We start from the raw sequence: 12,990 nt of genomic DNA on the forward strand, positions 1-12,990 counted from the left end.
AAATAATTGCTCCTAATTTTTTGTTAAGCTGCTTTACGTCTCCATAATACATATGCAGAAGCAATACATAATACACCCATACCTACTTCTGTTGCTGCACTATGAGAAGATGCTCCTGTTTTTGGTAGACTGTTACCGTTTCCGATTTTTTTATTCTTAACCGGTTCGTTATCTACAACTACTTTTAGATTTTCATCTTTTGTTTCTTGTTGTACTTGGTCTTGTTCTTTCGGTTCTTCAGTAACTTCTTTTTCTACTACATTATTTTCTAGTTCAACGACCTTTTCTGGCTCTTCAATCGGTTTTGGCTTAATTACATCACCAACGTCTACATTAGACCAATCATAAATAGATTTTCCCATTTCCTTAAATTGAAGTAATGCTAAAAGAGCCTGTTCTGTAGCCATTCCGTTACCATTTTGATCACTTGGTAACCATTTAAATTCACCATTTGAAAGTTGATATGATAATAGGTTTTGTATTGCCTTATGAAGACGGTTTTGATCTACATCTTTAACAAGCGATAATCCAATAATTGCTTGCGCAGTACTATTTGAATTTTCTTGTCCATCAGCTGAAAAACCACCATTTTGCAGCTGTTCGTTATATAAATAAGCAACAGCTTTTTGTATAGCTGGTTTCACATCTGATCGCTCTTGATAAGGAGCTAATGCTGATAAAACCATACCTGTTACATCAACGCTACTAGCACTATCTTTACTACCTGAACTATTATAAGTCCATCCACCGTCTGTATGCTGATTATTTAACAGTGCTTCCACTAGAGCAACTCTGTTCCATTTTGATTCAACTGGAATCTCATACTTCTTCGTATCAAATGCAAGTAAAGCAAATGCATAACCTGTAACAGAATTCACTTTATCTGACTCATACAATTTTTGAACTAAATTATGTCCACCTACATTTTTAGGGTCTGCATTCATTGCATTCATCATAATAATTGTTCTAGCTAAATCTGTCGCTGAAAAACGGTTAATACGCTTTTCTACTTTTTCAGTTACTGACTTAACATAATTTAATTTTGCCTCAATTGGCACATTCTTTCCAGAACGAGAAAGCGCTACAGCTACCCAGTCACTTTCAATTCCATCTTGTAACATCTTATCTGATGTTTTAGAAATGGCTTCGTTTAATTGTGCACTTGGATCTTGAATGTTCTCTTGCTGTGGTTGTTCTGTTTTTTTCCCATCTGGCGTTTTACCGTCTTGATCACCTTGGTTTTTCTCATCTGGCGTTTTACCGTCTTGGTCACCTTGGTTTTTTCCATCTGGTTTTTCACCGTCTTGGTCACCTTGATTTTTCCCATCTGGCGTTTTACCGTCTTGGTCGCCTTGGTTTTTCCCATCTGGCGTTTTATCATCTTGACCTTCTGATTTTGGTTCTTCTGTTTTGCCACCGTTAGGTTCTTCTGTTTTACAAGTCCCGAACTTATCTAACGTTTCTTTCAATGTTTCCTGGCTCATATTGCTCCAGTCTGAAACAAAACGGAATACAACAACATCACCAGACTCTAATTTATAACTATCTGCCCCAACTTGTGCAGATGTATCATTTACATCGTATGTCCAACCACTTGTAGCCCCGGCCATTAAGCCATCGATGCCTTTTACATATGTTCCAAACGACATCGTTTCAGATTCTACCTTGTCCCCCATGACCTTTTGCAGCAAACTTAAAGCTGTTTCCCCATCTTTAATTTGCTCTTCTTTCGGACATAACATAATGCCTTTTTGTGATTCCCCAATAATTGCAAGTTTTGCTGTATTTTCTTCAGCAAACGTAATATGTACTGTATTCGCAAAAGAAACAAATACAAGTGTCACTGCCATTAACGACGTAAGCAGCCACTTTTTCAACATTGCCATCCCAAAATTTCCTCCCTTACTACCATTTACACAAAAAAAGGCCCTTCAAGGGCGTGCGATTGACACTCTCTTTTTGTAAGTGTCGAACAAAAATGTACAACACCTCCTACCCGCATTATTCGCGGCTATATTTGTATAGGAAAAATAATTTTGTTTATGAACGTATCATTGTGATAACATTCACTTTTCTTGGCACAACTTACTTCCATTTAAGTTATCGTAAAACGATAAACCTATACATTCTGTAAACTTTAAATTTCTGTATTATTTTACTATTGACAAAGAATTTTGTCCATGCTTTATCGGATTTATTTTCTAAGAATAATAACTTATTAACTCTTAACTATGTAAACTCTTTTCACTAATAATGACGCCATCTTCATCCGCATAAACATATTCATTTGGATTCCAATCCACTTTTCCAAAGTGCAATGAAATATTTCGTTCTCCTTTTCCTTCTTTCACACTTCTATTTGGCATCGTTCCTAACGCTAAAATACCAATATTAATATTCTTTAGTTCGCTAGAATCACGAACATACCCATTCACAATAATTCCTGCTAACTTTCTTTCTTCCGCAATAGCTGCCAAATTATCACCGAGTAACGCACAATTAGTAGACGCTCCGCCATCAACAACTAATACTGTTCCTTCTGGTAATGTTTGCAATCCTTCCTGCACTAGTACATTATCATCTTTCACTTTTACAGTTGCAATTTTCCCGTGGAATTGTTCTTTCTTCCCAAAAGATCGAAAAGACTGACGACATATTTGTAATTCCTTTTCAAATTCATCACATAGATCCGTAGTTTTCCACATCTTATTCCCTCTTTTCCTTTTTCTTTCTACATAACATATTCTTGGCTTATTTTCGTTTCCCTGTCTAACATTGCAATAATTTGTATGTACGGGAAAGGATACAAAAACTATTGCCTTAAGAAGCCACCTTTATTATAATCTATTTCACAGATTAAATTCAGAATATTAAAAATTAACCAAGTGAAGAAGGAGGGATTTTATGCAAATACAAACTGAGGCAAAAAAACAACCTAGTAAACAAAAGTTTAAAATGCCTGATGCTTACGTACTACTATTTTTTATTGCCTTACTTTGCGCCATTGCTACGTATTTCGTTCCTGCTGGAGAATTTAAAAGGGTTACAAACGGGACCGTTACAACAACAATACCAGGTAGCTACCATTCTGTTCCGCAATCACCCGTAGGATTTGTTTCTTTTTTTACCGCTATTGAAAAAGGAATGACACTTGCTGCTCCTATTATCTTTCTAATTTTATTTACAGGTGGAGCCATTGCAATTCTTGAAAAAACAGGTGCCCTTGACGGTTTAATCTATCATGTTATTAACAAATTTCGTAATCAGCAATTACTTTTCATTTGTATCGTTGCTGCACTTTTTTCTATTCTTGGAACGACTGGCATTATCGTTAATTCAGTTATCGGTTTTATCCCCATCGGCATCATCGTTGCACGCACATTGAAATGGGACGCTATCGTCGGTGTAGCAATTATTTATTTAGGTACTTATGCTGGCTTTAATGCTACTATTTTATCTCCCTCACCTTTAGGCATTTCACAAAAGATTGCAGAACTTCCGATGTTTTCCGGAATTGGTTTACGCACCGCAATCTATATATCTTTTTTACTTGCCACTATCCTTTATATAAATTGGTATGTAAAGCGCTTGAAAAAATCGAATAAAGGAAGCATTCTTGGCGATAACTGGTTTCCAAGTAACGCTCTTTCAAGCGAAAAAGAAACAGAGAAAAAAGAAGTTCCTTGGACGATACGTCATAAATTAATTTTACTCGTTTCAGCTTTATCATTAATTGCATTTTTAATAGGCGCTTTTCGTCTACATTGGACGGACGCAGAAATGACCGCTACTTTTATTTTCATAGCAATTACAGCCGGAATAATAGGTGGCATGAAAGCAAACGATATCGCTTCTACTTTTCTAGCGGGCTGCCAAAATCTCATATATGGTGCTTTAATCGTTGGAATGGCTCGTTGTATTTCAGTCATTTTAGAACAAGGAAAATTGCTTGATACAATTGTTAACCAACTCGCACAAGCTCTCGAAGGACAAAGCCCTGTATTTGGTGTTATCGGTATGTACGTAAGTAGTGCCGCATTACATTTCCTTATTTCATCCGGGACAGGAGAATCGGTTATTTTTATTCCGATATTAGCTCCATTAGCTGATTTCATGCACATTACACGCCAAGTTACAGTACAGGCTGTTATGCTTGGAGAAGGTGTAGTCAACTGCTTAAATCCAACTTCCGGTGTTTTAATGGGCGTTCTCGCAGCAAGCGGCATTTCTTACGGCAAATGGATTCGATTCATGGCTCCACTTGCATTCATTTGGTTTATCATTGGACTTGTTTTTCTTATTATTGGGGTGAATATTGAGTGGGGACCGTACTAAAATACCCATATATACTTAACTTGATAAAATATCTATCCTATTCTCCTCTTCAATCCTATAAAAATCATTTATTCTAGTAAACATATAAGAAGGGATTGATCATAATGATCAATCCCTTTTATCAAAATATAATACCTTTAAAAATCTTAGTTCCAAATTTTATTTACCCATTCAGGATGATCAATAAAAGGATTGCGGTTATGTTGATATTTTGTAAAAATCACTTCATTACGCTTTCGCTCTAAATCATCGACCGGGTCTTGTTCATTCCATTTTAATAAAACAGATAGTTTCCCCATGTATGCATCTTTATTGTTATTCACTTTTTCATTTAGTTCTAAATCTATTTCGCCGTTGTCCCCCTCGTAACGAACAGCCATATAAAACAGCATTCTAGCAATATCTCCTTTTACACTATCACGAGGTTCCCAAGAATCACTATCATATTTACATTCTGTCGCTTCAGAATGATTTACACCACCGTTATCAAAATCCAGATTTCCACGTGAACTATTTACAGATACATCCGTCGCTCTTAAATGATGTAGATCTGTTCCAGGTCCTGCAGTCGTTCCAAAGTCACCGTGAGATTTTGCCCAAACATGCTCTCGGTTCCAGTTATTTACTCCTGATCCATTCGTAAGCTTCCCTTGCGAACGACCAGTATATAACAGTAACACATTATTTTTATTATTTGGATCTTCATCAGTATCTCTTAGTGCTTCCCAAACCGCACTGTATGATAACTTTGTATGATTATCAATAATATTATGCAGTTCCTTCTTTAATTCTAACCCCGTTTTTCCTATTGCGTTATTATAATATGTATCGTCATAACTTTTTACAATAATCTCTTGTGCTGATGCAGGAGCTACTTCACCGTGTATAGTATCTGTGAATGATAGCGATGCAGAACCTAAAATAAAAAATGAAGATAGTGTAATCATAGCAATCTTTGTATTTCGAAACTTCATATACCCATTCCCCTTTAAAATATAATTTGAAGCTATTCACTAAAAAGTGCTTTCTAACCCCCGAAACCTTTTAGAAATCCATACCCCTTTTCTGTTTATTTAATACACGACTCTATCCAGTCTGTATCACTTCTAAACTTTTTGTTTATTCACATTCCAAACAATTTCACTTTTTACATGGAATATCCTTCTCTTATAAAGATTATTAAAATATTCTTTACAATTAAAAAGTAGTTTAATATTAACTTATAAATTTAAATTTATTTATGCAATAATGCATATTTGATAAATACTTTAAAAAACAGTTTGAATAAAAAGCATTCAAAGAAAACCATGCCACAAAACAGATACAATCTAAGACAGAAATAATAAAAATCAAGATGATAGCTCGACTTTTCCCTTTTCTATAACTGGCTTTATTTTTGTGTAAAACCTTTCTTTCTCTGAATAATACGTACAAAAATAGATTGGATACCATGTAGGCACCAATCTATTTTAATTAAAGAAACTGTGTCAATTCTGAGTTCACAACACGTTGTGCAGTAATGATAACACTGTCAGCTGTTAGTCCATAAACACTATATAGTCCACCAGGTTGATTAGGAACAATTTGAACTTCATATTCAAATGCTTGTCCAAAAGCAGGATGAACTAAACTTAGAGTTGCAAAAGTAGAAGCATTAGAATTCACATTGAAGTTTACCTGTTCAATTAATACTAATGAACCGTCAAGTCTAAAAACTCTAGCTACTCCAGTAAGTGGGCCCGCAGTACGGTTAAGGATCTTTACCCTAACTCTATTTGCATTAGCAGGTTGATTTCCTACGTTTTCAATTGGTCCTGTAGTAAGTGCCATATAACATCACCCCCATTATATTATTATGATATTCAACGGTATATATTGACGTTATAGTTTAATTACCCAATTTATTTTAAATAAAAAAGCTTGTTTCTTATATTTTCTATAAGAAACAAGCTTTTTTTTTCAACTACCATTCCTAAGACAAGTTTATCCGTCTCGAAAACATTTACAGTTACTTGACGTTTATGCTGGAGCAGAACTACTACTATTTACTTTGCATTGAATCTATATATTTTTTAACTACTTCATATACATATTCTTGATTTGCGGCTGCTGTATTTGGGTTATATTTCCCGCCGTTTGTTTTATTATTAGATAATACTCGAATCCCTAAAAATGGGACATCATAAGCTTTCGCGATTTGAGCTGCAGCAGCTCCTTCCATTTCTTCTACAGATGTACCGTATTTTGTATGGAACCACTTAATTCTATCTACTTCATTATTCCAAAGGTCTGCTGAGCCTATAGTACCTTCAACCACTTTACCTTTTGTATATTTATCTTTTACCGCATTAGCTGCTGCAAGTAAATCCTTATCTCCTTCGTAGTATCGGATTTTCTCAGCATTTGGATCTTCTCCTGCACTTCCTTCAGAAGCCATTAAGTCCATAGATATCCATTTTGTCGGCTCAATTCCTTGATTCTCATCCATATTTGTTGTTTTTAATGAACCTATATTTGCAACTTGTTTTCCTAATACAATATCAAATACATTTAAATTTGGATCATGTCCACCTGATGTTCCTTGGTTAATAATTGCTGTAGGTTTATATTTTTCAATAGCCACCGCTGTAGCAGCTGCTGTATTCTCCATTCCTTTACCTGTTTTCGCAACGATTACAGGATAATTGTCGACAGTTCCTTTATAAAATACAAAAGTTCCAGACTTTTCTTCTTTCACATTTTTTAGCCTTTTCGCAAACTTTTCTGCTTCTATCGGCATTGGCCCTTGAATTAAGATAGGTTTTTGATTGCTTTTTTCCTCAACTTGTTTCGGACTCGCATTACATCCCGCAAGTATCGAGAATGACAATGCAACAGTAGTTACTAGGGCAGCACATTTTTTCAACGTATTCTTCTTCATAAATAATCTCTCCTCTTTCTCTTGTTGTGTTTTCTATACTCGATGCTTTTGGTCCAAACAAAAAAGTTCTAGAAATTGTAGAAGAATCTCTACTTTCTAGAACTACGGTAGTCAAAGTTAATTGAGCAAAAGATAAAACAAATGCCAAATTATAGATCGGTAGCGCTCATTAGCATAGAACGGCCGAATACTTTAACCCGTAGTCCAGTTCTTTCATTGGGAACTAGGTAGAAACGCTCGGACCATATTACCGAGTATATACGAGTGATGTTATTCAAAATTATTATATGGATAATATAACAAACTATTAGTGTGCGCGCAATTAAAACATGAACATTTTTCGTTAAGTTTTTAAAAATGTTCGTTTTTAAAGATAAATCCGATGAAAAAATAACCTTCCCAAATAACTTACATCGTAAAAAAATTATATACTAAACTAGTTTATCCTACAGCAATCGTTAATGAAAATCTTCCTAAAATAAAAAGAAGTCCTATAAAACTAGAACTTCTTTTTATATGTATATTTACTTCGTTACCTCTCCAAACTGCGCTCTCGTCACTTTCGCCAAGTCATCCACTTTCAGCTCAATTTGTATACCAATCTTCCCGCCACTTACGATCATCGTTTCAAGTGATTGGGCGCTTTCATCGATACATGTAGAAAATAACTTCTTCATTCCGACTGGTGAACAACCACCGCGAATGTATCCTGACACTTTCGTAATATCTTTTACAGGAATCATTTCAATCTTCTTTTCACTTACTGCTTTTGCGGCAGCTTTTAAATTTAATTCCTCATCTACTGGGATGATAAACACATGATAATTTTTACTATTTCCTTGAGCGATTAACGTTTTATATACTTCTCTCACTTCTCGTCCAATTTTCTCGGCTACTGATACGCCATCAATTTTCCCATCGTCTGGATCATATGACATCATCGAATATTCGATCTTTTCTTTATCTAATATTCGCATCGCATTTGTTTTATCTTTTTTCATAACGTTCTCCTTAAAAGGTTATTTCATATTATTAAGTTTTATTATACACCCTTTTCCATTTCTCCTACATAACTTCACGTATATTTCAAAACTAAAAATATTGATAATTCAAAAATCATCTGATATAATTTGGAAAAACTTACGTTAAGGAGAGATTTGCAATGCGAAATTTTAATACTTCTTTCCAACTTCATCATCATACGTAACGCCGTGTATCCGAAGAAAAATTTTTCTTCGTGGGTACAGGGCTTTTCCTGTTGACCCACGAAGCGTTCATAAAGCTATGTGGGTATTTTTATACCTGCATAGCTTTTTTTAATTAAAAAAAGGAGTGATTACAATGGAAATGAAAAATGTAAAAGGAACGAAAGACTATTTACCAGAGGAGCAAGTGCTGCGAAATAAAATTAAAAGAACTTGCGAAGATACATTTGAACGATACGGATGCAAACCGTTAGAGACACCAATGTTAAATATGTATGAGCTTATGTCTTACAAGTACGGTGGTGGCGATGAAATATTAAAAGAAATATATACACTTCAGGATCAAGGAAAACGTGACCTTGCCTTACGATACGATTTAACTATTCCATTCGCAAAAGTCGTGGCAATGAATCCGAACATCCGCCTTCCGTTTAAACGTTATGAAATTGGGAAAGTATTTCGAGATGGGCCAATTAAACAAGGAAGATTTCGTGAATTTATACAATGCGACGTTGATATAGTCGGTGTAGAATCAGTCATGGCTGAAGCGGAACTCATGAGCATGGCGTTTGAGCTGTTCCGAACATTAAACTTAGAGATAACGATCCAATATAATAACCGAAAACTGTTAAATGGTATTCTTCAGGCCATTAACATCCCTACTGAATTAACAAGTGACGTCATTTTATCATTAGACAAAATCGAAAAGATTGGGATTGATGGTGTACGAAAAGATGTATTAGAGCGCGGAATTTCTGAAGAAATGGCTGATACAATATGTAATACTGTATTATCTTGTCTAAAGCTTTCAATTGATGACTTTAAAGACGCTTTCAATACTCCAATCGTTGCCGATGGAGTAAACGAATTGCAACAATTACAGCAATATTTAATCGCTCTTGGAATAAATGAAAATGCTATATTCAATCCGTTTTTAGCGCGAGGACTTACAATGTACACAGGCACCGTATATGAAATCTTTTTAAAAGATGGATCGATTACATCTAGCATCGGTAGCGGCGGTCGATACGATAATATTATTGGGGCATTCCGTGGCGATAATATTAGCTATCCAACAGTCGGTATTTCATTCGGTTTAGACGTTATTTATACAGCACTCTCACAGAAAGAAACGATATCATCTACAGCGGATGTATTTATCATCTCACTCGGGACAGAATTACAATGCTTACAAATTGCCCAGCAATTACGTTCTACCACTTCCTTAAAAGTCGAACTCGAACTAGCAGGACGCAAATTAAAACGTGCTCTTAATTATGCCAATAAAGAGAATATCCCTTACGTGCTTATTATTGGTGAAGAAGAACTTAGTACAGAAACCGTTATGCTGCGGAATATGAAGGAAGGTAGTGAGGTGAAGGTTCCCCTTTCTTCTTTAAGTAGTTATTTATAATACGAACCACCCTCGTTTGGGTGGTTTTTCTATTTTATAGATAAGGAAACAATTAGTTAACATAAAATAATTATATTATACTAAAAACCACAAGTGTTTAATATCTAATCACCTACCTTTTTTGGTAATATATAGATATTAATTATTTTAGGAGGATTTACTTTGAAAACTTACATATAAGCACTAAAGTGGCCTACAGGGATCTATCATCTTTTATTACTTCCTTGCTATTATATATTTCCAAGTCTTGTTAACCTAGATGGGATACCTTTACTACTATTGATTGCTTTACATATCACTACTATTTTATTAGCTAAAAAAGCAGGCATGAATACGTACGCTCATTATATAGGTATTATCGTTACTCTAGTTGCCTTCTTTCCTTATATAGAAATCCTTCTACATATGATAGCAGCCATCTTCCTTTTATTAGATGCTGCTTCTACGAATGCAAAAGAAGTTTATGATTCATAGATGGATAAAATGAAATTTTAATCCATTGAGTTTTGAAATAGGTCAGCAAAAAAGATTTACTTTTTAAGTAAACCTTTTTTCATTTTTAATTACTTTCCTTACTCCAGAATAATAAAAGAATATTCTGTTTAATTTTTATAAATTTCTAAATATTTATAAAACATTCAAATTAACATACATTTTAGTTATGTAAAAAATCTAAGTTTTAAGGAGATGAATCCATGCTGAAAAAGTTGGTAGCAGGTGCATTATTAACTGTTTCGTCGTTAACTGGAGGACTGGGGTCAGTATCAGCTAGTACCGAAAAGGATTATTCGATTAGCTCTTTTGAATATGTAACTGTAGATGAAAAGACTGTAGATTCGTTTAACAAATTGGGTGCTCCATCTAAGGAAGACGTAAAAATAACTGTAGTTCTACCGAAACAAAATCAAAATGGAGACTGGTTATCTTATGGATTTTCGAACAAAGAAAGTTTAGATTCTTTTATTGAAAAAGACAAACAAAGGTTGAATAATACAATCAATCCCCTTGGTGTTGGAGGGAGCGGACCTAATAGTACAGATTTCTATGAACATGCAAATAAAGGTGGCGAGTATTTTTCTCTTAGTAGCGGTTTTAAAAATTTGCCTCCTAATTGGCAAAATAGAATTTCTTCTGTAAGTACAGCATCCCCTACTGCTAGCTATTCGACAACACTATGGGATCGTACTTCAACTGAAGGATATGGTAAAGGTATCGTCTTCAAACACTCTGATTGGTATGGTAAAACTGTAAACTTGAATGACTTTGCAATTTCAGCAGTTGAAGTTAAAAAGTAAAAACATAGAAATAAAGTGAAACTTTAATCAGTGGGGGTTTTGTTCATCCCCCACCTAACTTCTTTGCTTCCACTGAATTTTGAGGTGGGGATCTTACTGCCCGTTAATGCGGGATAAAAGGTGTCTTTACGTATGGAAAACACCTTTTATTTTTACAACTCTTAACTATTATTTTTCGTATTCCTACTTTCCAAAACTTTCTCCATATTATGAGTCGCCCATTCCATCATTAATAGAATCATTGGACGTAGTGATTCACCAAGCTCAGTTAACGAATATTCTACTTTAGGTGGAACTTCACGGTATACTTCACGATGGATGATGCCGTCTGCTTCAAGTTCTCTCAGCTGCAGTGTTAACATTCTTTGTGTGATATTAGGTTTTAATCTTTTTAATTCATTAAACCGCTTTGTACCATCTAATAAATGATACAAAATAACCCCTTTCCATTTTCCACCAATAACCTCAACCATAGCTTCAACTGGACAAGAATATTTATTTAGAAATGGGTAATTTATATTATTTTCATTCGAACAATCCATCATAACTCCTTTCCCTTACCAATAGTATCTTTTTTGATACTATAACACAAAAATGTGCGTACTTGTGTCTATGTTACTTTAAAAATATAATTTACTTACAAAATAAATTAACGAAAAGAGGAACTTTTATGACAAATACAAAAGAAATTACAAAAGAGAAAATTATGGAGGCTTTTCATTTCAGACATGCATGTAAAGAGTTCGATCCTATACACAAAATTTCAGAAGAGGATTTTAAATTCATTTTAGAAACAGGCAGATTATCTCCTTCTTCTTTTGGATATGAGCCTTGGAAATTTATTGTCGTACAAAATAAAGAATTAAGAGAAAAACTACAACCGTATTCATGGGGCGCTGGTGGGCAACTTGCAACAGCAAGCCACTTCGTCATTGTTCTTTCAAGAAACATTAAAGATATGCACTATGATGCAGAGTATATTAAATATATGATGAACGATATTATTGGATTGCCTGAAGACACTCAAAAAATTAGATATGAATTCTTCAAAAAGTTCCAGGAAACAGATTTTAACTTATTACAATCCGATCGTGCTGTATTTGATTGGGCATCTAAACAAACTTATATTGCTTTAGGTAATATGATGACGAGCGCAGCTCAAATCGGTATTGATTCTTGTCCAATAGAAGGATTTGATAAAGAGGAAGTAGATTCTTTACTTCGTCAAGAAGGCATTATACAAGGCGATAACTTTGAAGCATCAGTTATGGTTGCCTTTGGTTACCGTAAAGAAGAGCCAAAGCGTGATAAAACAAGACAGACTATGGATACAATTGTTGAATGGATTAAGTAATATAGCACACACAAATAATGCTCCTAATAGCTGGATACTTATACTAAAGAACTATCAGTCGTTTTTCTTATGTATGAATTTGATTTTTCATGGAAAGATATATTAGTATGTATACAGTTTGAGCGCTCTATTTTTTAGAGTCGAACAGGAGGAGAATGAATATGTCTGATATTGAAGTTGGCGAAGTGTTTACTCTTAGTGATGAGAATAACGAAGAGCAAGAAGTAGAAGTACTTGGAGCGATGGATGTCGAAGGCGCAGAATATATTGCAGTTGCCTTTGTTGAAGATATCCAAACAGAAACTGAGGAAGACATTGATATTTTCTTTTTAAAAGTAGAAGAAGATAATGAGTTTTCATACATTGAAAATGATGAAGAGTTTGATAAAGTATCTGCTGCGTTTGAAAAGATTTTGGATGAGCAAGAGCAAGAATAGTATGAATGAAAAACATGAGGGCGGATGCAT

Annotated in this window: 13 protein-coding genes and 1 riboswitch; of the genes, 6 read left to right on the top strand and 7 right to left on the bottom strand. The window is 34.5% G+C overall.

What is annotated here, in order from left to right; all coding sequences use genetic code 11:
* Nucleotides 1–23: 23 nt before the first annotated feature.
* Nucleotides 24–1,886 carry a DUF4430 domain-containing protein gene (locus tag ACLBXA_RS08465; RefSeq protein WP_001241067.1) on the bottom strand — a complete coding sequence of 621 codons (1,863 nt, stop codon included), beginning with the start codon at nucleotides 1,884–1,886 and terminating at the stop codon, nucleotides 24–26.
* Nucleotides 1,887–2,225: 339 nt separating this feature from the next.
* On the bottom strand, nucleotides 2,226–2,705 hold the full coding sequence (gene rraA / locus ACLBXA_RS08470) for a ribonuclease E activity regulator RraA (protein ID WP_000266045.1): 480 nt from the start codon (nucleotides 2,703–2,705) through the stop codon (nucleotides 2,226–2,228).
* Nucleotides 2,706–2,904: 199 nt separating this feature from the next.
* On the opposite strand from rraA, the gene ACLBXA_RS08475 reads away from it, so the two are divergent.
* Nucleotides 2,905–4,335 (top strand): YfcC family protein, encoded by a 1,431-nt coding sequence (locus ACLBXA_RS08475; RefSeq protein WP_001166977.1) that lies wholly within the window; start codon nucleotides 2,905–2,907, stop codon nucleotides 4,333–4,335.
* Nucleotides 4,336–4,481: 146 nt separating this feature from the next.
* Here the strand turns inward: ACLBXA_RS08475 and ACLBXA_RS08480 are convergent, their stop codons facing one another.
* From ACLBXA_RS08480 to ybaK, 4 genes are all read right to left on the bottom strand, one after another.
* Nucleotides 4,482–5,309 carry an endonuclease I family protein gene (locus ACLBXA_RS08480; protein WP_000672181.1) on the bottom strand — a complete coding sequence of 276 codons (828 nt, stop codon included), beginning with the start codon at nucleotides 5,307–5,309 and terminating at the stop codon, nucleotides 4,482–4,484.
* A 499-nt stretch (nucleotides 5,310–5,808) separates the two neighbouring features.
* Nucleotides 5,809–6,165 (bottom strand): hypothetical protein, encoded by a 357-nt coding sequence (locus tag ACLBXA_RS08485; RefSeq protein ID WP_001229421.1) that lies wholly within the window; start codon nucleotides 6,163–6,165, stop codon nucleotides 5,809–5,811.
* Between the two features lie 211 nt (nucleotides 6,166–6,376).
* Complete coding sequence (locus ACLBXA_RS08490) at nucleotides 6,377–7,255, bottom strand: 5'-methylthioadenosine/S-adenosylhomocysteine nucleosidase (RefSeq protein ID WP_000742457.1); 879 nt, start codon at nucleotides 7,253–7,255, stop codon at nucleotides 6,377–6,379.
* A 180-nt stretch (nucleotides 7,256–7,435) separates the two neighbouring features.
* A riboswitch (purine riboswitch) is annotated at nucleotides 7,436–7,539 on the bottom strand.
* A gap of 240 nt (nucleotides 7,540–7,779) precedes the next feature.
* Entirely contained in the window at nucleotides 7,780–8,256 is a 477-nt protein-coding gene (gene ybaK, locus ACLBXA_RS08495; RefSeq protein WP_000710860.1) for a Cys-tRNA(Pro) deacylase, read from the bottom strand.
* A gap of 340 nt (nucleotides 8,257–8,596) precedes the next feature.
* Between ybaK and ACLBXA_RS08500 the strand changes: the two genes are divergently transcribed.
* The 3 genes from ACLBXA_RS08500 to ACLBXA_RS08510 all read left to right on the top strand — a co-directional run bounded on the left by ACLBXA_RS08500 (nucleotide 8,597) and on the right by ACLBXA_RS08510 (nucleotide 11,169).
* The gene (locus ACLBXA_RS08500; protein WP_000425331.1) at nucleotides 8,597–9,874 is read left to right on the top strand and encodes a histidine--tRNA ligase; all 1,278 of its coding nucleotides are present in this window, start codon (nucleotides 8,597–8,599) and stop codon (nucleotides 9,872–9,874) included.
* 201 nt (nucleotides 9,875–10,075) lie between these two features.
* Nucleotides 10,076–10,348 (top strand): hypothetical protein, encoded by a 273-nt coding sequence (locus ACLBXA_RS08505; RefSeq protein WP_080598387.1) that lies wholly within the window; start codon nucleotides 10,076–10,078, stop codon nucleotides 10,346–10,348.
* A 221-nt stretch (nucleotides 10,349–10,569) separates the two neighbouring features.
* Nucleotides 10,570–11,169 carry a hypothetical protein gene (locus tag ACLBXA_RS08510; protein ID WP_000914419.1) on the top strand — a complete coding sequence of 200 codons (600 nt, stop codon included), beginning with the start codon at nucleotides 10,570–10,572 and terminating at the stop codon, nucleotides 11,167–11,169.
* Nucleotides 11,170–11,330: 161 nt separating this feature from the next.
* On the opposite strand, the gene ACLBXA_RS08515 is transcribed toward ACLBXA_RS08510, so the two are convergent.
* A complete protein-coding gene (locus ACLBXA_RS08515) occupies nucleotides 11,331–11,711 on the bottom strand; it encodes a winged helix-turn-helix transcriptional regulator (protein ID WP_000340656.1) in 381 nt (126 codons plus the stop codon).
* Between the two features lie 128 nt (nucleotides 11,712–11,839).
* Between ACLBXA_RS08515 and ACLBXA_RS08520 the strand changes: the two genes are divergently transcribed.
* Both ACLBXA_RS08520 and ACLBXA_RS08525 read left to right on the top strand, forming a co-directional pair.
* Nucleotides 11,840–12,523, top strand: coding sequence for an NAD(P)H-dependent oxidoreductase (locus tag ACLBXA_RS08520; RefSeq protein WP_000185604.1), 684 nt, complete (start codon nucleotides 11,840–11,842; stop codon nucleotides 12,521–12,523).
* 155 nt (nucleotides 12,524–12,678) lie between these two features.
* Nucleotides 12,679–12,960, top strand: coding sequence for a DUF1292 domain-containing protein (locus ACLBXA_RS08525; RefSeq protein WP_002005464.1), 282 nt, complete (start codon nucleotides 12,679–12,681; stop codon nucleotides 12,958–12,960).
* Nucleotides 12,961–12,990: the final 30 nt, after the last annotated feature.

It is taken from the genome of Bacillus sp. D48C, from assembly GCF_053345735.1.